Origin of the sequence: Fulverythrobacter fulvus (genome assembly GCF_037154085.1) — a bacterium.
Taxonomy (GTDB): Bacteria; Pseudomonadota; Alphaproteobacteria; order Sphingomonadales; family Sphingomonadaceae; genus Andeanibacterium; species Andeanibacterium fulvum.
This window is the reverse complement of the sequence record NZ_JBANRM010000001.1, coordinates 892056-912564: the sequence shown is the minus strand read 5'-3', so window position 1 is coordinate 912564 and position 20509 is coordinate 892056. Positions and strand designations below refer to the sequence as shown.

The 20509-nt window shown below is 64.9% G+C and carries 18 protein-coding genes; 9 read left to right on the top strand and 9 right to left on the bottom strand.

The features are described from left to right. Positions 1 to 33 precede the first annotated feature (33 nt). Entirely contained in the window at positions 34 to 1458 is a 1425-nt protein-coding gene (locus WFP36_RS04435; RefSeq protein ID WP_336978200.1) for a protein adenylyltransferase SelO family protein, read from the bottom strand. Positions 1459 to 1522: 64 nt separating this feature from the next. Here WFP36_RS04435 and WFP36_RS04430 point away from each other — a divergent pair, with 64 nt between their 5' ends. The 5 genes from WFP36_RS04430 to WFP36_RS04410 all read left to right on the top strand — a co-directional run bounded on the left by WFP36_RS04430 (position 1523) and on the right by WFP36_RS04410 (position 7268). Then, complete coding sequence (locus WFP36_RS04430; RefSeq protein ID WP_336978199.1) at positions 1523 to 2389, top strand: alpha/beta fold hydrolase; 867 nt, start codon at positions 1523 to 1525, stop codon at positions 2387 to 2389. Then, entirely contained in the window at positions 2386 to 3522 is a 1137-nt protein-coding gene (locus WFP36_RS04425; protein ID WP_336978197.1) for a glycosyltransferase, read from the top strand. Before WFP36_RS04430 ends, WFP36_RS04425 begins: the two co-directional genes overlap by 4 nt. Before the next feature lie 148 nt (positions 3523 to 3670). Next, positions 3671 to 4453, top strand: coding sequence for a tetratricopeptide repeat protein (locus WFP36_RS04420; protein ID WP_336978195.1), 783 nt, complete (start codon positions 3671 to 3673; stop codon positions 4451 to 4453). A 23-nt stretch (positions 4454 to 4476) separates the two neighbouring features. Then, a complete protein-coding gene (locus tag WFP36_RS04415) occupies positions 4477 to 5820 on the top strand; it encodes a PQQ-binding-like beta-propeller repeat protein (protein ID WP_336978194.1) in 1344 nt (447 codons plus the stop codon). A gap of 80 nt (positions 5821 to 5900) precedes the next feature. Further along, positions 5901 to 7268 (top strand): methyltransferase family protein, encoded by a 1368-nt coding sequence (locus WFP36_RS04410; protein WP_336978192.1) that lies wholly within the window; start codon positions 5901 to 5903, stop codon positions 7266 to 7268. A 98-nt stretch (positions 7269 to 7366) separates the two neighbouring features. Here the strand turns inward: WFP36_RS04410 and WFP36_RS04405 are convergent, their stop codons facing one another. The 3 genes from WFP36_RS04405 to WFP36_RS04395 are packed head-to-tail and all read right to left on the bottom strand — an operon-like array spanning position 7367 to position 10966. Further along, the gene (locus WFP36_RS04405; RefSeq protein WP_336978191.1) at positions 7367 to 8737 is read right to left on the bottom strand and encodes a glutamate--cysteine ligase; all 1371 of its coding nucleotides are present in this window, start codon (positions 8735 to 8737) and stop codon (positions 7367 to 7369) included. A gap of 52 nt (positions 8738 to 8789) precedes the next feature. Continuing rightward, on the bottom strand, positions 8790 to 9539 hold the full coding sequence (locus WFP36_RS04400) for a 16S rRNA (uracil(1498)-N(3))-methyltransferase (protein ID WP_336978190.1): 750 nt from the start codon (positions 9537 to 9539) through the stop codon (positions 8790 to 8792). A gap of 32 nt (positions 9540 to 9571) precedes the next feature. Further along, positions 9572 to 10966 carry a M20/M25/M40 family metallo-hydrolase gene (locus WFP36_RS04395; protein ID WP_336978189.1) on the bottom strand — a complete coding sequence of 465 codons (1395 nt, stop codon included), beginning with the start codon at positions 10964 to 10966 and terminating at the stop codon, positions 9572 to 9574. Between the two features lie 148 nt (positions 10967 to 11114). Here WFP36_RS04395 and ubiA point away from each other — a divergent pair, with 148 nt between their 5' ends. Further along, the gene (gene ubiA / locus WFP36_RS04390; RefSeq protein WP_336978188.1) at positions 11115 to 12032 is read left to right on the top strand and encodes a 4-hydroxybenzoate octaprenyltransferase; all 918 of its coding nucleotides are present in this window, start codon (positions 11115 to 11117) and stop codon (positions 12030 to 12032) included. A gap of 160 nt (positions 12033 to 12192) precedes the next feature. On the opposite strand, the gene WFP36_RS04385 is transcribed toward ubiA, so the two are convergent. Next, complete coding sequence (locus WFP36_RS04385) at positions 12193 to 12579, bottom strand: VOC family protein (protein WP_336978186.1); 387 nt, start codon at positions 12577 to 12579, stop codon at positions 12193 to 12195. A 143-nt stretch (positions 12580 to 12722) separates the two neighbouring features. Between WFP36_RS04385 and soxR the strand changes: the two genes are divergently transcribed. Both soxR and WFP36_RS04375 read left to right on the top strand, forming a co-directional pair. Further along, positions 12723 to 13163, top strand: a complete 441-nt coding sequence (gene soxR / locus WFP36_RS04380) for a redox-sensitive transcriptional activator SoxR (RefSeq protein WP_336978184.1) — start codon at positions 12723 to 12725, stop codon at positions 13161 to 13163. 104 nt (positions 13164 to 13267) lie between these two features. After that, positions 13268 to 13603, top strand: a complete 336-nt coding sequence (locus WFP36_RS04375) for a GIY-YIG nuclease family protein (protein ID WP_336978182.1) — start codon at positions 13268 to 13270, stop codon at positions 13601 to 13603. A 14-nt stretch (positions 13604 to 13617) separates the two neighbouring features. Here the strand turns inward: WFP36_RS04375 and WFP36_RS04370 are convergent, their stop codons facing one another. The 4 genes from WFP36_RS04370 to WFP36_RS04355 form a co-directional block, all read right to left on the bottom strand. Continuing rightward, on the bottom strand, positions 13618 to 17043 hold the full coding sequence (locus tag WFP36_RS04370; RefSeq protein ID WP_336978180.1) for a chromosome segregation SMC family protein: 3426 nt from the start codon (positions 17041 to 17043) through the stop codon (positions 13618 to 13620). A gap of 22 nt (positions 17044 to 17065) precedes the next feature. Further along, the gene (locus tag WFP36_RS04365; protein WP_336978178.1) at positions 17066 to 17830 is read right to left on the bottom strand and encodes a thioredoxin domain-containing protein; all 765 of its coding nucleotides are present in this window, start codon (positions 17828 to 17830) and stop codon (positions 17066 to 17068) included. Positions 17831 to 17929: 99 nt separating this feature from the next. After that, positions 17930 to 18601, bottom strand: coding sequence for a thioredoxin domain-containing protein (locus WFP36_RS04360; protein WP_336978176.1), 672 nt, complete (start codon positions 18599 to 18601; stop codon positions 17930 to 17932). Then, the gene (locus WFP36_RS04355) at positions 18598 to 19158 is read right to left on the bottom strand and encodes a DUF721 domain-containing protein (RefSeq protein WP_336978699.1); all 561 of its coding nucleotides are present in this window, start codon (positions 19156 to 19158) and stop codon (positions 18598 to 18600) included. Before WFP36_RS04355 ends, WFP36_RS04360 begins: the two co-directional genes overlap by 4 nt. A 29-nt stretch (positions 19159 to 19187) precedes the next feature. Between WFP36_RS04355 and mutY the strand changes: the two genes are divergently transcribed. Next, a complete protein-coding gene (gene mutY / locus WFP36_RS04350) occupies positions 19188 to 20210 on the top strand; it encodes an A/G-specific adenine glycosylase (protein ID WP_336978174.1) in 1023 nt (340 codons plus the stop codon). Positions 20211 to 20509: the final 299 nt, after the last annotated feature.

Here is a 20509-nt window from a genome sequence, read left to right as displayed (position 1 = left end):
TCAGCTGGGATTGGGCTGACAGGCTAAGCGCGTTCACACCGTCGGAGGCTGATGACCCGCGGGAATAGGGACCTCGCCGAGAGCTTCACCCATCTGCCGCAAAGCTGCGACCTTGGCGTGAAGCGGCGCCCAGTCATCACGGCTTGCGATCGCTTCCCAGATCGCCTCGACCTCTTCGATCAGCATCGATTGGGGGGCGTCCCCGGCCCAATAGTCATGGTCCGAAGGGAGGGGGACATAGGCGGCGAGCACTTCGCCCAGAGCTCCGCCAGCCTTGCGGCCGCCGCGATAGGCGAAGAAGAATGCGTCCGGCCCCGTCGCCTCTTCCCGCATGGCCTGTTCCGCTGCGGCGATCAGTTGGGCGTCTTGTTCGACGCCGCGGGATTCAATGCCAAGCCGCCAGCAGAAGCGACGCGCCATCGATGCATGATAGAGCGCAGGGAAGCGCTCCAACGCCGCGACAAGCGGAGGGGCCTCGCTCAATTGCCGCAAAGCTATGGCCAGTTGCGCGCAGTTCCAGTGGATGGCCTCTGCCTGACGTCCAAAGGCATAGAGCCCCTGCTGGTCGAAATAGGCGGCCGTGAAGCCCGGCTCCCAGCGCGGCAGCCAGCGCCATGGTCCGTAATCGAAGCTCTCGCCGGTGATGTTCATATTGTCGGTGTTGAGCACGCCGTGGACGAAGCCGGCCGCCATGTAGGAGGCTGCGAGGTCGGCAAGCCGTTCCACTACCTGATGGAACAGGATGACGGCGGGTTCATCGCGGCCCGGTGCGTCTTCTGGCGGCAGCGGGCCGGAGAATTGCTCGAGGCAGTAGGATACCAGTTGTTCCATCTCCGCCTTTGCCTCGAAGGCGGCAAGGCGTTGGAAAGTGCCGATGCGGATATGGCTGTGGCTCAGCCGCACGAGCACGGCGGAGCGGGTTGGGGAGGGCTCGTCTCCGCGCCAGAGTTCTTCCCCGGTCTCGATCACCGAGAAGGTCTTGCTGGTATAGGCGCCCAGCGCTTCGAGCATCTCGGTCGCCAGAATCTCCCGCACCGCGCCCTTAAGGGTGAGGCGGCCATCGGCCGTTCGGCTGTATGGCGTAAGGCCCGAACCCTTGGTGCCCAGATCCAGCAGGCGGGGCGGTTGCCCATAATTCGGCCCGTCGCGCAATTGGGCAAAAGTGAAGCCGCGCCCGTCACCCAGATCGGGATTGTACACCCGGAACTGGTGCCCATGATAGCGCAGCGCCAGCGGGCGGGGCAGATTATCGGGCAACGGTTCGAAATGTCCGAAATGGCGGACCCATTGCTCGTCGGAAAGCACATCGAGGCCGACTGCACGGTCCCACCGGCGGTTGCGGAAGCGCAGTTCCGCTTTCGGGAAATCGGCTGGAAATACCTCGTCGCCAAGCCATTCGGCGAGCTTGAGGATTTGCGGGTCTGCCCTATAGGGGGCTGGTGGCGGTTCTGCTCGCATCCCGCTCTAGTGGGGGCTGGGTGGGCCGTGCGCAAGGAGCCGGCTGAGAAGGGGTGCAGCGAATATGGCAGATGGCGCCGCTTTTCAGGACGGGTTCTGGACCTCGCCTGACGGCCTCAAGCTGCATTATCGCGATTATCCCGGGCGGGCCGATCGGCCACCGTTGCTCTGCCTGCCGGGTCTCACCCGCAATGCCCGCGATTTCGAGCCTGTCGCGGAGGCTTTTGCCGGCGATTGGCGCATGATTTGCCTGGATCTGCGCGGCCGGGGCGAGAGCGATTACTCGAAGGATTCGGCGACTTATAATCCGTTGCAATATGTCGCGGATATCGATGCGCTGCTCGATCAGGCGGGGATTGCGCGTTTTGTCGCAATCGGCACTTCGCTGGGCGGCATTCTCACCATGCTGCTTGCCGCGGGCGGGGCGGAGCGGATCGCCGGAGCAGTGCTCAACGACATCGGGCCAGTGCTGGAGCCGGCAGGTGTCGCGCGTATCCGCGAATATGTCGGGCAGGGGCGCAGTTTTCCCACCTGGATGCATGCGGCACGGGCGCTGAAAGAATCGGGCGGGGCCATCTTCCCCGATTTTGCGATCACCGACTGGCTGGCCATGGCCAAGCGCGTGATGGCTGTCGGCGGCAATGGTCGTATCGCTTTCGATTACGACATGAAGATCGCCGAGCCCTTCAATGCGCCTGCGGCCAATGCGGATTTCGATCTCTGGCCGGCCTATCGGGCCTTGGCGGGGCGGCCAGTGCTGGCGATCAGGGGGGCGTTGTCTGACCTTCTTTCGGCCGCGACATTGAAGCGCATGGCGAAGGAAGTGCCAGGCACCGAAACGCTGACCCTCAAGCGCGTGGGCCACCCGCCCACACTGGCCGAACCGGAAGCAGTCGCGGCGATTGCCCGGCTGCTGGCGAAGGTCGAATGAACGCCAGGCGCGTCCTGCACTTGCATTCGAGTTTCGATGCGGGCGGGAAGGAAGTGCGCTGCGTTCGCCTGATCAACGCCTTCGGGAGTGAATTTGCGCATACCATCGTCTCGGCGGAGCGCGGCGCGATGGCTGCGGCGAAGCTGATTTCCAGCGCTATAACAGTCGATTATCCGGGTAATTTCCCCTCGCTTGTCGGATCGCCCGCGCTGGGACGCCTCAAGGAATTGGCGCGCGCGATGGCGGGTTTCGACCTCGTGCTCACCTATAATTGGGGCGCGATGGATGCAGTGATGGCGCACGGCCTGTTCGCGCGATCGCTGGGGCTGCCACCCTTGATCCACCATGAGGATGGCTTCAATTCCGACGAGGCCGAGCGCCTCAAGACACGCCGCAATATCTATCGCCGTCTGGCCTTGCGGCGGGCTTCGGCGCTGGTCGTCCCCTCGTTCCGGCTGGAGCGGATCGCCCGCGAGGTGTGGCATCAGCCCGCCCGCCGGGTTCACCGCATCGCCAATGGCATTCCCACTGCAGCCTATGCCGTGCTGCCTGCGCCGGATGCCTTGCCGGGGCTGGTGAAGGGTGAGGGCGAGAAGTGGATCGGCACGCTGGCTGGGTTGCGTGCGGTAAAGGACCTGCCCGCCATGGTGCGGGCCTTCGCGCCGCTTCCGCCCGAATGGCGGCTCGTTATCCTGGGGGATGGGCCGGAACGCGAGGCGATTCTGGATGAAGCGCGCCGCCTGGGAGTTGCCACGCGCGTCCATCTGCCGGGCTTTGCGCCCGATCCTGCCAAGGTGGTGGGCCTCTTCGATATCTTCGCCCTGTCGTCGAGGAGCGAGCAGTTTCCGATTTCCGTGGTGGAGGCAATGGCGGCCGGTTTGCCAGTCGCGGCGCCGCAGGTGGGCGATGTGGCGCAGATGGTCGCGAAGAAGAATGCGCCTTACATCGTGCCTAAGGGAGACGAAGCCGCGCTTGCCGGGGCTTTCGCTGCCTTGGCCGCCGATCCTGCGTTGCGGCAGGCAATCGGGCAGGCCAACTGGGAAAAGGCCCGGGAATCCTATGATGAGGGCGCGATGCTGGCCGCATATCACGCGCTTTACGCCGGTGCGATCGAGGAACACGGCCCGCGCTGAATGGCCTTGTGCTTAATGGTCGGTTCACCCGGGAAGCGGCACGGTTCTGCCCCAGTTGAGGATGGGCGGGTATCCGCCATTGCGGTATCGCCGCGAGGCCCCTAAACAGCCCCCGAAACAAGGAATTCACCGAGCAGAAGGCTCCCGCGTGGCTCTTACACCGACTACCCCCAAGACCGATGCCGAAAAGCGTGCTGATCGCGACTCGAAGCAGCAGGATGCGCTGCTGCGCGAAGTCGACGATGCGCTGCGTCAGGATCAGTTCGCCTATTTCGCGAAGAACTATGGCAAGCAGGTTGCCGGCGTGGTGATCGGCGGCCTCGCGCTGTTCGGCGGCTGGCTGCTGTGGACCGAATATAGCGAAGGCGGGCACGACGAAGTGTCCGAAGAGCTGGTCAAGGCGCTCGATCAGTTCGATGCCGGGAATAACGATACGGCGGCCAAGGCGCTCGAAAAGCTGGAAAAGGATGGTGGTGACGGTGCCGCCGCCGTGGCCAAACTGATGCGCGCCAGTGTTGCCGTGCGCCAGAACAAGATGGTGGAAGCCGCGCGCCTTTATGGCGAAGTCGCCAATGATGGCGGCGTTCCGGACCCCTATCGCAATCTCGCCACGATCCGTCAGATCTCGATCAATTACGACAAGATGAAACCTGCGGAAGTGGTCGAAAAGCTCAAGCCGCTCGCAAAGCCCGGCACGCCTTATTTCGGCAGCGCGGGCGAGTTGCTGGGCGCGGCCTATCTCGACATGGGCAAGCCGGACCTCGCCGGGCCGCTTTTTGCCGAGATTGCCAAGGATGAGAATGCCCCCGATTCGCTGCGTTCACGGGCGCGACAGCTTGCGGGGATGATGGGCGTCGATGCCATCGTGGATGTCGACGAGACGCTGAAGGACCTGCGCCGGGAGGGTGAAGAGCCCGCGGCGGCGCAGTAACAGTTGCGAGAATGATAAAGCCTATGAACCGCATCTCTACCCGGCGCCTGGTGGCGCTCCCCATGCTGGTCGTGATGGCCACCGCGCTGTCGGCCTGTGGTGTTTTCGGCGGCAAGGACAAGCCCAAGACGCCCACCGTCGGCAATCGCGTGCCGATTCTCTCGCGGATCGAGGCTGGGACGACTGTCGACCCCGCACTCTCCGCAACTTCGGTGGTGGTTCCCGCGCCGCAGGTGAATGCCGATTGGAGCCAGGCAGGCGGTACAGCTTCCAAGAGCTACGGTCATCTCGCCATCGCAGCCAATCCCACCGAATTGTGGACCGCGCGGATTGCCGGTTCGGGCAAGAAGCGTCGTCTGGCGGCTTCTCCGGTTGTCGGTGGCGGCACGCTTTACGTGGTCGATACCGATGCCGTGGTTCACGCACTGGACGCCAATACCGGCAGCCAGAAATGGACCTACAAGATGCCGGTTCCCGGCAAGGTCGAAAGCTCGGCCTTTGGCGGCGGCGTCAGCTATTCGAACGATCGCGTCTATGCCACCAATGGCGTGGGCGATGTGGTCGCGCTGGATGCGGCGAGTGGCAAGCAACTGTGGTCCGTGAAGCCCTCGGGCCCGCTGCGTGGTGCGCCTACCATCGCGTTCAACACGATCTTCGTGATGACGCAGGATAACCAGATCATCGCGCTGAACCCGGCGGACGGCACGGTTTCGTGGAATGAATCCGGTTCGGTCGGCCAGGCGGGTGTGTTCGGCGTTGCCGCCCCGGCGGCCGGGCAGGGCACCGTGATCGCCGGTTACAGCTCGGGCGAGCTGGCGGCCTATCGCTATGAGAACGGCCGCGAGGTTTGGGCTGACGCGCTTTCGCGCACCAATATCTCCACCGAAGTGGGCGCGCTGACCGACGTGGACGCCGATCCGATCATCGATTCGGGCCGCGTCTATGCACTGGGGCAGGGCGGCCGCATGGCTGCCTATGAACTGGTCACCGGCCAGCGCATCTGGGAGCTTAACCTGGCGGGCATTTCCACTCCGGCGCTTGCCGGCGAATGGATCTTCACCCTGACCGACGATGCCCGCATGCTGGCCATTGCCCGCAGCAACGGCAAGGTGCGCTGGCTGACCCAGTTGCAGGAATGGAAGAAGCCCAAGAAGCGGACCGACCGCATCTTCTGGACCGGCCCGGTTCTGGCAGGGAACAAGCTGTGGGTCGCCAGCTCGCGCGGTGAAGTGCTGACGCTGGATGTGATGACCGGAACGCCTACGCCGTTCCGCAACCTTAAGACGCCGGTCTCGCTGGCGCCGATCCTGGCCAACCAGACGCTGTATATCCTGGACGACGACGGGACGATCCGCGCCTACCGCTGATTGGCCTCGGGCCGGGTGAACCGCGGGAGTGACAGGGGCGTTACCCGCCCCTTAACCCTTTTCCCCTATGCGCCCATGGCATGAGCGCGCGTCCCGAACCTGCCCCCATTGCCGCCACAAGGCCGCCCCGGAGCGACGTTTCGCCCTGGGTGGGGCTGGTTGGCTTGCTGGGGCTGTTCGTCTGGATCGCGATCTGCCGCAACTGGCCGCAGATCGCCGATGCGCTGAACCTTCCCGGCCCGCGCGAGCGTATGTCCGGCGCCTATGCCGCCCTTGCATCCATGCTGCTCATCGGCGTTCTGATGGCAGCATGGTCGGTGCTGGTGGAGAAGGTCCATCTGCGCCCGTCGACTGGCATCGACTGGAAGAATCCACGCCCGCTTTCGGATGTGATCGAAATTTCCGTCACCAAGCTGGCGGGGCTCTGGTCCACCTGGGCGATCATCGGTTTCCTCTATTGCGTGTGCCGCTGGTATTGGGACGGGCAATATCTCTTCGCGATGGAAGTGATCGGCGTTTCGGCCATCCCGCTCTTCGTGCTGTCCGTTCCCTATGTGCTGTGGCTCAATCGTGTGCTGGTGAATCCGCGCGATGGGGCCTGGCATTTCGGAGCCATGCTGATCGGGCGCGAAGCGTGGGATGCGGAGCAGGTGAAGAAGCACTGGCGCGCATGGGCGATCAAGGCCTTCTTCGGCGCCTTCATGATCTCCATCCTGCCGCCGGGCTTCGCCAATATCGTGAATGCCGACATTCCCGCGCTGCTCGATAATCCAGGGCGGTTTGGCGGCGTACTGTTCGAACTGCTGTTCTTGATCGACGTGCAGATCGGCACGGTCGGTTATCTCTTCACCCTGCGCCCGCTCGATGCCCATATACGCAGCGGCAATCCCTTCCTCGCCGGCTGGCTGGCGGCATTGATGTGCTATCCGCCCTTCGTCTGGGGTGTGATGTCGAATGACGGGGTGATCGGCTACGAATATCACACGGCGGACTGGGCTTACTGGTTCCAGGGCCATGCCACCCTGATGTGGGTGTGGGCGGCCTGGCTGGGCTTCCTGACGGCAGTCTATGCCTGGGCGACAGTGGCCTTCGGTATCCGCTTTTCCAACCTCACCTATCGCGGAGTGCTGACCAACGGGCCCTATCGCTTCACGCGCCATCCGGCCTATCTGGCGAAGAACCTGTTCTGGTGGTGCTCTACACTGCCCTTCTTTGTCACCAATGGTTCGCTGGTGGACGTGGTGCGCAACACCTTCTTCCTCGCCTGCGTCAGCGGGGTCTATTACTGGCGCGCCCGCACCGAAGAGGCCCATCTGCTGGCGGAAGACCCGAAATATCGCGAATATTACGATTGGATGGCCGAGCACGGCCTCATCACCAGCCGGCTGCGCAAGGTCCTGCTCCGGTTCCGTCGCCGTCCGCCCGTGGCCTTGCAGCCGGCGGAGTAACGGCTGCGCCGTTCGTCATCCCGACGAAGGCCGGGATCGCTGGCCAAGTGCGCCCGGATGACAGCGGTCCCGGGTCAAGCCCGGGACGACAAAAGAAATCAGAAGCTCTCTTCGTACACCCGCGTGATGTCGCTGCCCCACGGGCCGTTATAGAGGTTCAGCAGGCGCTGCGCCGGAACGATGCCGCTTTCGGCGATCTCGAACAATTCGTTCAGATAGCCAGTCTCATTGTCACCGGCTGCGTTGAGCTTTGCGCGCGCGGAGAGGCCGGAGCGTGCGATTTCAAGCACTTCGCGGGCGATGTCCTTCAGCTTGCGGCCTCCGGGGATGGGCGCATCCAGCGCGTGCTTGGGCACTGCATTGCGCAGGGCCTCACGCTCTTCCATCGTCCAGTCCTTCACCAAGTCCCATGCGGCGTCTAGCGCGCCCTGATCGTAGAGCAAGCCCACCCACAATGCGGGAAGCGCGCAGATGCGGCCCCACGGCCCGCCATCGGCGCCGCGCATTTCGAGGAAGCTCTTGAGGCGGACCTCGGGGAAGGCGGTGGACAGGTGATCCTGCCAGTCGTCCTCGGTCGGCAATTCGCCGGGCAGGGCGGGCAGTTCGCCCCTCAGGAAGTCGCGGAAGCTCTGGCCCGCAGCATCGATATATTTCCCGTCGCGGAAGACGAAATACATCGGCACGTCGAGCATGTAATCGACATAGCGTTCGTAACCGAAGCCATCCTCAAACACGAAGGGCAGCATGCCGGTGCGCTGCGGATCGGTGTCCGACCAGATGTGGCTGCGATAGGAAAGGAAGCCATTGGGCTTGCCTTCGGTGAAAGGCGAATTGGCGAACAGCGCAGTGGCCAGCGGCTGCAGTGCCAGGCTGGTGCGGAACTTCTTCACCATGTCCGCTTCGCTACCATAGTCCAGATTGACCTGGATGGTGCAGGTGCGCAGCATCATGTCGAGGCCCATCGTGCCAACGCGCGGCATGTGCCGCATCATGATGGCATAGCGGCCCTTGGGCATGACGGGCAGTTCTTCGCGGGTCTTGTCGGGCCACATGCCCAGGCCCAGGAAGCCGACACCGAACTTTTCGCCGATTTCCTTCACCTGCCCCACATGGCGGCCGGTTTCGGCGCAGGTCTGGTGCAGGTTCTCCAGCGGCGCTCCGGAAAGCTCCAGCTGGCCGGCCGGTTCGAGGCTGATCGCCCCGTCGGCGCCGGACATGGCGATGACGTTGTCGCCTTCCTCCACCGGTTCCCAGCCATATTCCCTGAGGGCCAGCAGCATGTCGCGAATGCCGCCCTTTTCCTCGTAGGAAGGGGCGTGGTGATCGCTTTGGGCGAAGACGAGTTTCTCGTGCTCCGTCCCGATCCGCCAGGCGCTGACCGGCTTCTCGCCGGCCTGCATGGGGGCGACGAGTTGGTCGCGGCTTTCGATCAGCCGCTCCTCTCCATCTGACGCTGTGCGCGTGCTCATAGCGGCGCCGTTAGGGCACTAAAGGGCGCTGCGCCAGCGCAAATTGTCAGTGTCATTCTTGCCAGTCTCCGGCCGCTGCCATCCATAGGGCGGTGGCGGCAATCGCTGCCGTTTCGCCGCGCAGGATGCGGGGGCCAAGGGTGATTGCTTTTGCCGCAGGATGGGCGCGGATCGCCTCGCGTTCGGTATCGTCGAAGCCGCCTTCCGGGCCGATCAGAAGGGCGGCAGGGGCCTGTTTCGCGGCGAAGGCAGCATGGGCGGGATCGCCGCCCAGCTCATCGGCGAAGAACAGCACTCGGCCATCTTCCCAGCCCTTGAGCAAGGCGTCGAGCTTCACTGGCTCGGCAATGCGGGGCAGGGCAGTGCGGGCGCATTGCTCCGCCGCTTCCGCCACCAGCGCACGGGCTCGCTCCAGATTGAGCTTGTCGGCCACGCAGCGCCTTGTGAGTACCGGCTGGATCACCCGCACGCCCAGCTCGGTGGCTTTTTCCAGCACGAGGTCGAAACGATCCTTCTTGAGCAGCGCCGCGCACAGGGTGAAGTCGGGCACATCCTCCCGCTCGCGCAGGCGTTCGGCCACTTCCAGCACCACGTCACGCTTGCCGGTGGAGGCGACGCGGGCGGCCCATTCGCCGGTCTCGTCATCGCACAGGATGACGATGTCGCCTTCGCTCACGCGCATCACCCGGGCGAGATAATTCGCCGGATTGCCGTGCAAGGTCACAGCAGTCCCGGCCGCGAGCGGACCGGGAACGAACAGGCGCGGCGCGCTGCGCGGCGGCCAGGCGGGAGTGGCGGGCATGTTCGGAGTGCTTTGTCTGAGTTCGGGGCCGCTTACTTCAGGATCTCGCGCAGAAGGGTCTCCCACTGCTTCACGCCGGGATCGATCGTGGCGACGGGCAGACGTTCGTTCAGGCCATGGGCGAATTCATCGTCCGGCCGCATGAAGATCGCCGAAACGCCATAGCTGGGAATGCCGAGTGCCCGGAAATACATCGAATCGCTCGCCCCGGCGCTCATCTGCGGCACCACGGTGAGCCCCGGCGCGCGCTGGTGCACGGCCTTGGTGATGGCATCCATCATGTCCTTGCGCAGCGGGCTTTCGGGCGACTCGATCGAGCCATCGTCCATCATTTCCAGCGTGATGCGGGGATCGTCGATCACTTGCTTGAGGATCTCGCCCGCCTGAACGCGGGACGTGCCGGGGAAGATGCGGCAATTGATATTCGCGGTGACCGACTGAGGCAGGGCATTGGCCGCGTGGCCGCCATTCACCATGGTCGGCACGCAGGTAGTGCGCACCAGGCCGACATATTCCGGGCGGGCCGAGAGGCGCTCGGCCGCGGCGGTGTTGTTCGGATCGGCGGCGAAGGCCACCATCGCTTCCGCCACTTCCTCGGGCGCATTGGGCGCTGTCCCTTCCCAATAGGCCTTGGTCAGCGGGCTGAGTTGCGGCGGGAAGCGATAGGCATCGACCTTGGCCAGCGCGCGCGACATGGCGCCGATGGCATTGAAGCTGCCGGGGCGGCTGGAATGGCCACCTTCGTCGGTGACGGTCAGCTTGAAGTCGGCATAGGACTTCTCGGCCGCCTGCACGCTGTAGACGATCGGCTGAAAATCGTTCGACAGTTCCCCGCCGCCGCCATCGCCATTGATGACCATTTCGGCGTCCCTGAGCGTTTCGGCCAGCTTGGCGGTGGAGCGCATCAGCGTCTCCTCGTCGCCCGAAATGCCCAGCACCAGATCGCGCGAGGGCACCCAGCCGGACCGCTTGAGCTTCATCACGGCGGCCAGCATCATGGCTGTATCGCCCTTGTTGTCCGAAGCACCGCGCCCGAAGACGTAGCCGTTCTCGACCACGGCCTTGAAGGGATCGCGTTCCCAATCTTCCGGCTTGGCTTCCACCACGTCGAGGTGGACGTTCACCACCACCGGCTTGGCCTTGCGGTCCTTGCCCGGATAGCGGGCAATGAAATAGCCGGTATCGGTGCCGTCGACCGGAGTGAAGGAAATGTCCTTCGGATCGAAACCGGCCGCCATGAGACGCGCGGTGAGCTTCTCCACCAGCTTGGGCACATTGCCGCGCCCGGCAACGGTGGGCACCTCGATCGCTTCCTTCAGGATCTCCAGCGCTTCCTGTCCCGCCGGGGTAGTGGGCAGCGCCTGCGCGTGTGCCGTTGCGGGCAAGGCCAGGGCAAGGGCGGAAACGGCGATCGGGAGGAAACGCATCGGGGAGTCCTTGGGAGGGGCTGAACGGAGCGCCTTTGTTGCGCGATGCGTTGCCTTGCGCAACCCATGTCGCGCACAAGAGGTTGCGCCTAACAGACAGGGGACGCCCTCCTTTCGTGCATGGCGCGAATGGGCTAGGGCGGCGGGCATGACCCAACCCGCACCGGCCAGCGAGATCGTTCCCGATAGCGAGCACAAGGGCCTCGTCGCCCGTCTGCCGCTGCCGCTGCGTGACTATGCCTCGCTGGCCCGGTTCGACCGGCCGATTGGCTGGTGGCTGCTCTTCTGGCCCTGCGCTTGGGGCGTGTGGCTGACGGGGGCAGGGGTGCAATGGCAACTCGTGCTGTGGATGCTGCTGGGGTCTGTCGCCATGCGCGGTGCGGGCTGCGTCTATAACGATATTGTCGATGCCGATATCGACCGGCAGGTGGCGCGTACTGCCCAGCGCCCCGTGGCGAGCGGGCGCGTAAGCCGCACGGCTGCCTGGGCGTGGCTGCTGGCGCTCTGCGCTGTCGGCCTTGTGGTGCTGCTGCAATTGCGCCCTGTCGCGCAGCTGGTGGCGCTGGGCAGCCTTGCGCTGGTCGCGGCCTATCCCTTCATGAAGCGCATCACTGGCTGGCCTCAGGCATGGCTGGGGCTCGTCTTTACCTGGGGCGCGCCGGTCGGCTGGATCGCCTTGCGAAGCGACCGGCTGGACGTGCTGGCCGCACTCTATGCCGGGGCGATCCTGTGGTGCATCGGCTATGACACGATCTACGCCTTGCAGGACCGGGAAGACGATGCGCTGGTGGGCATTGGCTCCAGCGCATTGTCGCTCGGCAAGAATGTCCGCGCCGGGGTGGGCGGGTTCTTCGGCAGCGCGGTGTTCTTCTTCGGTCTTGCGATCTGGCTGCTGCGGGAGGACTGGCTGGCGCTGCTGGCGCTGGCCCCGGCCGCGGTTCATTTCGCGTGGCAGGTGTTGACGCTCGATCCGGAGGATGGAGCCAACGCACTGCATCGCTTCCGTTCCAACCGCTTTGCCGGGTTGCTGGTGGCGGCGGCCTGTTTCGTGGCGGGGAATGCGTGAGGGAAAGCCTTACCCACCCCCGCTCAGCCTGAGCCTGTCGAAGGCCACGGGAAACCGCTCGCACTAGGGGCGACTGGCAGCGCGCGTCCTTCGACAAGCTCAGGATGGGCGGATGTGGTGGGCGGCTCAGGATAAGCGGGGTGGCTGAGGGGGAGTGGGTTTACCGATAACTTACCACTTCGAACTCGATCCCGTCCCAGTCGAAGAAATAGAACCGCCGCCCAGGCGCATAATCCGCATGGTTGAAGGGCGTTAGGCCGGCAGACTTTACGACTTCTTCTGCTGCACCGAGATCATCCACCAGCAGGCCGACATGATTGAGCGGCGCGCCCTTGGCGTAACGCGCATGCGGCTTTTCGTCCGTGTAGAGCGCCAGATAGGTCATTTCGTCACCGACATGGATCGTCCATCCGCCCATGGCGGATTCCCCGCGCCAGCGTTCATGCCAGCCGAGCAGGTCCTGCAGCAGGGCGGATGAGCGTTCAGGATCGGAGACGGTGAGGTTCGCATGTTCGAGCAGGCCGCGAGCGCGCGTTTTCAGGGTCATAAGGGCAATTCCTTCATCCAGTTGTCTTACGTGCGCGTTAGCCATTGCGAGCTGCGAATCGCCGCGCTTGCCCCTTCTGCAACCTCAAGCTAAGTTGAGGTCAAGCTATGGGTTCGCACATTCGGGTCCGGGGGATTTCTGAAATGGGCAATGATCAGTTGATACCGATCGGAACACTCGCCCGCCGCACCGGCGTGGCGGTTTCGGCTATCCGTTTCTATGAATCCAAGGGGTTGCTGACCTCGCTGCGGACGGGGGGGAACCAGCGGCGCTTCCTGCGCTCCGACATTCGCCGGGTGGCCTTCATCCTCATTGCCCAGAAGCTGGGGCTGGGGCTGGCGGAGATCGAGGCGGAACTGGCGCAATTGCCGCAGGGCCGCACTCCCACGATCAACGATTGGCAGCGCATCAGCAGGTCCATGCGCGTGGCTATCGACGAGAAGATCAAGCTGCTTACCCGCACGCGCAACCAGCTCGATCAATGCATCGGCTGCGGCTGCCTCAGTCTTCACAAATGCCAGCTCTACAACAAGGATGACCGGATGGCGGCACGCGGCCCGGGGCCGCAACTGGTGTTGGGATAGGGACGACTCTGTTCCGGCGCGCAGCTTACATTTTTATCCGGGCGTAATTGCCTTTTGCGGCAAATAATGTATCCGGGTAAAAATATCTGAGCGAAGGGCCGGTGATGGAACAGGAAAAACGCCGCGCGGCCATAGCGGCTTACAAGGAACGAGACGTCATACCCGGCATTTATGCCGTGCGGTGTACCGCAACCGGCGAGTGCTGGGTGGGGCGGGGCCCCGATCTTTCGACGATCCACAATCGGCTGTGGTTCAGCCTGCGTCTCGGCTCATGTCCGCATCGCACCTTGCAGCAGGCATGGCGGGAAAATGGGGCCGAGGCATTCACCTTCGAGCGGGTCGAAGAACTGGACGCGGAAGAACTGGCTTTCGCGTTCGATCGCGTGATGGGTGAACGCCACGATCACTGGTGCGATCAGCTCTCAGCCCGGCGGATCTGAGCTCCCGCTGCCGGTCACTCCGCTGCCAGCAATTGCTCCGCCCCGCCAAGGTCCACGCTGACGAGGCGGCTGACGCCTTTTTCCACCATGGTCACGCCGAACAGCCGGTGCATGCGGCTCATGGTCACGGCGTTGTGAGTGACGATCAGATAACGGGTGTCGGTTTCCTGCGTCATCGCCTCCAGCAGGTCGCAGAAACGGTCGATATTTGCGTCGTCCAGCGGTGCGTCGACTTCGTCCAGCACGCAGATCGGTGCAGGATTGGTCAGGAACAGGGCGAAGATCAGCGCCACGGCGGTGAGCGCCTGCTCGCCGCCGGATAGCAGAGTGAGCGACTGGAGCCGCTTGCCCGGCGGCTGGGCGTAGATTTCAAGGCCGGCTTCGAGCGGATCGTCGGAATCGACCAGCGCCAGATGGGCATTGCCGCCTTCGAACAGGCGCGTGAACAGGCGCTGGAAATGCTGGTCCACTTCCTCGAACGCCGCGCGCAGGCGTTCGCGCCCCTCGCGGTTGAGATTGCCGATGGAACCACGCAGGCGATTGACCGCTTCGGCCAGTTCAGCCTGTTCGGCGGCGCTGGCGCCGTGTTCGGCTTCGATCTTCTCCAGTTCCTCGGCCGCGACGAGATTGACCGGGCCGATGCGTTCGCGTTCGCCCGTCAGCCGGTCCATCGTGGCGGTTTCTTCCGCCGATCCGGCCACTTCGCTCGCCTCGAACTGGAAGCGGCCGCACAGCAGCGGGGGCGAGCACTGGAAGCGTTCGCCCGAAAGGCGCGACATTTCCTCGCGCCGGGATTCCTCGTTTTCCGCACGTGCAGCGGCACCGGCGCGTTCCTCGCGCGCAGTGGACAGAGCCTCGTTGAGCCGGGCGAGCAGGCTGTCGGCGGCCTGCGCTGCCTGCGTCACGGCGGCGAGTGCGGTTTCAGCTGCATCAAGTTCTTCCGCCAGCCGGGCGCGCACTTCATCGCCGCGCTCGATCTCCGCCATCAGCGAGGCGGGCTTGGCCTCGATCACCGCGCGTTCCTCGGCGATTTCCTCGAAGCGGCGCTCCATGTCGGCGAGGCGCCGGGTGGCATCGCCTGCGCGCGCTTCCCAGCCCTTGATGTCGGCGGCACGCGCTGCGCGCCGTTCGCGCGCAACAGCGAGTGCCTGGTCATGGGCGGCAAGGGCCGCTGCGGCGGACTGCATGCCTGTGCGGGAGGCCTCATGCTTCGCCTGCGCAGCTGCAAGGGCGGCACGGCCGGTCTCGGGATGGGGCAGGGCGGCGCGTTTTGCCTGCGTGGCGGCGAGTTCAGCCTCGGCAGTCTGGCGTTGTTCGGCAAGGTCGGCCTTGGCCGTATCCAGTTCCACAAGCCGGGCGGCGTGGCGTTCCCGCGCGGCTTCCGCCTGATCTAGCGAGCGCAGCGCTGCACGTTCCGCCTCGGACGCCTGTGCAATCTCGCGTTCGGCCGCGATCAATGCCTGCTGCAAGGCGCTCAGTTCGCTTTGCGTGGTCGCCTGCCGCTCTTCAGCCTCGGCTGCGGCGGCTCGCTTGGGCGGCAATTGTCCTTCCAGTTCGACAAAGCGGTTCTCCGCCTCCAGCCGAGCCGCTTCCGCCGCACCTTCCCCGCGCGCGAGGAAACCGTCCCAGCGCCGCAGGAAGCCGTCCTTCGTCACCAGCCATTCGCCCGGCTTCAGCGCACGACCATCGTCGCTATCCGCCACATGGACGAGGGCAAGCCGCGCGGCGAGTTGGGGCGGGCATTCGGGCACATGGGCGGCCAGATTATCCGGCACTGGCGCGGGTGCGTCGCTGCCTGCCCAGAAGCGGCCTTCGGTTCCGGCATCGGGCTTGCCCAAAGGCGCCTTGGCGTCACGGCCGAGCACGGCGGCGAGCGCGCGTTCGAAGCTGGGGGCGGCGCGTACCTTGTCCAGCGCAGCGGGCAGGCCATGCTTGTTGGATGCCTGCTTCGCCCGCGCCTCACGATCGCGCTGCAAGGCATTGAATTCACGTTCAGTCCCCGCCAGTTCCGCCTTAGTCGCGGCCAAGGCGCTGGCAGCCTCGTCGCGTGCGGCGGAAAGCTCGTTCTTGCGTTCCTGCCGGGAGGTCAGCCCGTCGCGCAAATCGGCAAGGCGCTTAGCTGCATCCTCTGCGGCCTGCCTTGCGCAAGTGACTGCCTCTTCCGGATCGCCTGCGCTGGACAATGCCGCGCGCATATCGTCCTGCCGCCGCGCCTCGGCTTCCAGACGCGCAAGCCGCGCCCCGGCTTGAGCGACTTCCGCTTCGGCGACACGCCATTCGGCCTCGACTCCGGCGTGATCCGCAGTGGCGCGGGCAAGGTCCAGTTCGGCGGCGCGGGCTGCGGCTTCCGCCCTTTCGGCCGCGATCAGGAAGGAGGGGCGGCGCGCCTCATCGTCCTGCAAATCCTTTTCGGACTGGGCCAGTTCCGCTTGCAGCCGGGCCAGCGCCTCGGCCGCGTCGCGCGTCAGCCGGTCAGCCTCGCCGCGATCCTCCTCGAGCCTGCGCTGCTGGCGCTGGAGGTCGGCCAGACGCTGCTCGGCGGCTTCCAACTGGGTAGTGAGCGCGGCCATGCGGTGACCATGGGCCGTGGAATCGTCGCGCCGGTCCGCCAGTTCCTCGCGCGCATCGGCAAGCTTCTGGGCGAGTTCGGCCTGTGTCTTCTGGGCCTCAGCCGTATCCTTCTGAGCCACGCTGACGCGCTCGTCAGCCGCGCGGGCGGCCTTGCGGGCCTCGTCGGCTGCCGCAGCGGCATCGCGCCAGCGGGCGAAGAGCAGGCGGGCCTCAGCCAGTTGAATCTTTTCGGACAGCGCCTTGTAGCGTTCAGCCTGCTTTGCCTGCCTGCGCAGGGAGGCGATCTGCGTGTCCAGCCCCGCCATCAAATCTTCCAGCCGGGCGAGGTTCGCCTCGGTCTGGCGCAGCTTGCTCTCCGCATCCCGGCGGCGGACGTGGAGGCCCGCGATACCGGCCGCCTCTTCCAGCATCATGCGGCGTTCGGCCGGTTTGGCGGCAATGACGGCGGCGATCTTGCCCTGGCTCACCAGTGCCGGGCTATGCGCTCCCGTGGCGGCATCGGCGAAGACCAGCGCCACGTCCTTGGCGCGCACGTCCCGCCCGTTGACGCGATAGGCGCTGCCTGCGCCTCGTTCGATCCGGCGGGTGACTTCCAGTTCCTCGCCATCGCCGCTTTCGGCATGCAGCACGACTTCGGCAAAGGCGCGGGGCGGACGCTGGGCGGTGCCGGCAAAGATCACGTCTTCCATCCCGCCCGAGCGCATGGATTTGGGCGAGTTTTCGCCCATCACCCAGCGGATCGCTTCGAGCAGGTTGGATTTGCCGCAACCATTGGGGCCGACGACGCCCGTCAGCCCCGGTTCGATGCGCAACTCTGCCGGTTCTACGAAGCTCTTGAAACCGCTGAGTTTGAGCTTCCTGATCCGCATCGCCGTCCTTTATGCGGGCCCGTCAGCGCGCGCCGGCATTCTGGAGGACCGGTTCCACCGCTTCCCAGGTGGTGAACTGGATCCGCTTGCCGTTGAGGAAGAAGGTGGGCGTGCCCGTAATATCGAGGTCCTTCGCGTCCTTGTCCGAACGGTTCACGATTTCGGTGATCTTGTTCACGTCGGACAGGCACTGCATCGCCTGATCGCGGCTGATGCCGCGCTGGGCGAAGAAGTCGTACAGGCCGGCGGCCTCGGCAATGCCTTGGAAGCGTTCGCCGCCCGTCTTCTGCATTGCAGCGGCGTAGACGGACTGGTTCTTGTTCGCAGTGTCGAAGATCGGGCTCAGATTGGCCCAGGCCTGCTCCGCCAGCGGATGGAACGCAGCCGCGCCGCTGCAGCGCGCGAGCGTGGCGATGGTAAGGTCCAGCGGTTCGCGGATGAGGTTGCGGATTTCATAACTCAGCACGCCGCTGGCGACGTAATCGTCACGCAGCTTTTCCGCGCCGTCCACCGAGAATTCAGCGCAGTGCGAGCAGGTGTGGCTGGCATATTCCACCAGCTTGAGCGGAGCGTCGGGATTGCCGATGCGGAACCCGCCCTCCGGCGTTTCCGCCGCGACATCGGCCCATTGCTGCCCAGCGGGCGGGGCGATGTGGGCGATCGGCTCGGCGGCTTTCGGCAATTCGCCTTCCGCATCGTCGCTGCTGCCACAGGCCGCGAGGACCAGTGTGAGCGGAAGGGCGACGGAAAGGGCGGCAATTCGGCGGAAGTTCTTCATGGCATCCATCGTGATCAATCCCTTGAGGCTAGCCCATCGTGCGTGAGCATAGAAGCGAAGAGGGCAGCGCGGCGCTGGTTTTGCACAGCTTAGCCCCCCGATTTGATGTCAGAGCCGCGCGTCGATCTGCGGCTTGAGCAGCGACCAGTCATAAGTTGCGATCAGCTTCACCCCGTTGAGGATAAAGGTGGGCGTGCCGGTGATCTTGAATTTGGTCTCATCCGCCTTGTCTTGTTCGGCAAGGCGTTGGGCCAGCGCGTTGTTGTTGAGGCATTGATCGGCCTGTGCGCGGGTCAGGCCCTGTGTGGCAACCAGCGGATAGAAGCCGAAATCGGACGCGATGGCGCGCCGCGCGGCGGCCTTGTCCTGCGCATACCAGCGATCCTGCTGCGCCTTGGAGGACGAAGTCAGGGTTCGGGCGATCTGGTCGAAATTGCGGAAAATGGCCTGATGCGTGGCGAAGAACTTACCCGGGGCCACGCATTCGGTCAGCATGGCGGCAGTAAGGTCCACCGGATCGCGCAGCGCGTGGCGCACTTCGAGCGAGACCTTGCCCGACTGGATATAGGAAATGCGCAGTTCTGCGGCGGCTTCCTTTTCGAAATTAGCGCAATGCGGGCATGTGTAACTTTCGAACGTGGTCAGCTTCACCTTGGCATTGGGATTGCCCAGCAGGTGGCCGCCATCGGTCTTGCTGACTGTCACAAGCCAGTTGGGCGTGGCGCCCACGCTCATCAGCGCGATGCCGACTACTGCAGCGGCACGGATCAGACCCTTCATTGTTCCCCTTCCTCTTGCGCACCCAGGCTGCGCGCCAAACTCTCCAGCACCGTCCGCAGTTCCGGATCGCCGATGTCGCGCAGGCTTTCGCCCAGTTCCATCGGGATCGGCTTCAGGGAGGGCGGCGGCGAGCCGGTTTTGCCCGCGCCGCGTTGAGCATAGGGCGCCTTAACCGCGCCTTGCCGCAATTTCACCCGCGCAACCGCCTTGTAGCCGAAGAAACGGTTCACTCGCTCGATGATCTCGGGGATCACGTGCTGGATCAGCGGCGCATGGGCCGGAGCGACAGTGAGCTGCAGGATGCCGTCGCTCTTCTCGCCGGGCGGAAAGCGGATCGATTCGGGCACGCAGACTTCGGCGTGCTTGGGCCCGACGATCTCCGGCCAGCGAGTGACGACGCTGGACTGGATGAAGCCGAAGCGGCGAAAGGCCGTGCGGCCGATATCGGGCATGAGGTCGGAAATGGCGCGCGCCGGGCCGCCGCGCGGGCGCTCGTAGCGCTTCGCGACCTTCGCCTTCGGGGGCTTTCGCCCGGCTTTTCCATCGTCCCGTTCCATGATCGGCTTCGCCATGCCATAGCGCCCCGATGGACGCCAGCGCGACGATTTCAGAGCTGCTTCTCGGCTGGTATCGCACTCATGCGCGCAGGCTGCCGTGGCGCGCCTTGCCGGGCGAGACGCCGCCGGAACCCTACCGCGTGTGGCTGTCCGAAGTGATGCTGCAGCAGACTACCGTTGCGGCAGTGATTCCCTATTTCGCAAAGTTCACCTCCCGCTGGCCCACGGTCGAGGAACTGGCCGCCGCGCCGGAGGAAGACGTGATGGCCGCCTGGGCGGGGCTCGGCTATTACTCGCGCGCTCGCAATCTGGTGAAATGCGCCCGCGCCGTGGCGGAACTGGGCGCTTTCCCGGAAACGGAGGAGGGCCTGCGCGCCCTGCCTGGGCTGGGCGCCTATACGGCGGCGGCCGTGGCGGCGATTGCCTTCGGCCGGCGCGCCGTGGTGGTGGACGCCAATGTCGAGCGCGTGGTCGCAAGGCTGTTCGCGATCGACGATCCGCTTCCCGGCGCCCGGACGGCAATCCGCGAGAAAGCGGACCTCATTACCCCGGACAGGGACGCAGGCGATTTCGCGCAGGCGATGATGGATCTGGGCGCGACGATCTGCAGCGCGCGCGATCCGCGCTGCCTGCTCTGCCCGCTGGCGAGTGTCTGCAAGGCACGGGCGCAGGGCGATCCCGCACGCCTGCCGGTAAAGGCGGCGAAGAAGGCCAAGCCGGAGCGGGTCGGCACGGCCTTCTGGATCGAGCGCGCAGGCAAGGTCTGGCTGGTTACGCGGCCCGGCGAGGGCATGCTGGGCGGAATGCGGGCCTTGCCGGACGATGGCTGGCACGCGCGGGCGGATGGCTCGGGCGAGGCTCCGGTGGACGGGCATTGGCGCGATGCAGGCGCAGTGCGGCACACCTTCACGCACTTCCACCTCACCCTGCGGCTCAAGGTGCTCAAGGGCATGGAAATGGACGGTGAAGGGGAGTGGTGGCCACTCGCCCGGCTGGAGGATGCAGGCCTGCCGACGCTGTTCGCCAAAATTGCCCGGCTGGCGGTGACTTAGGGGGGCATCGCCCCCTAAACATTCCCGTTCGTCCTGAGCCTGTCGAAGGACACGCGCCGCGTTTCCGGCAGGGGAGCGACGCAATCGGTACCGTTTGTTTTTCGTCGGGACTTGGTGTCGCGCGCGTCCTTCGACAGGCTCAGGACGAGCGGAGACAGGTGATCGCAATCACCACACTCCCCAGAAATCGCTTTCCTACAGCACCCCGAATGGCGTTTATCCTGCGCGATGAAGCGCCGATCTGCACATATCTCCGCCCGTCAGAAGGCTGCAATCACCCGGCCATTCGAAACGCTCAA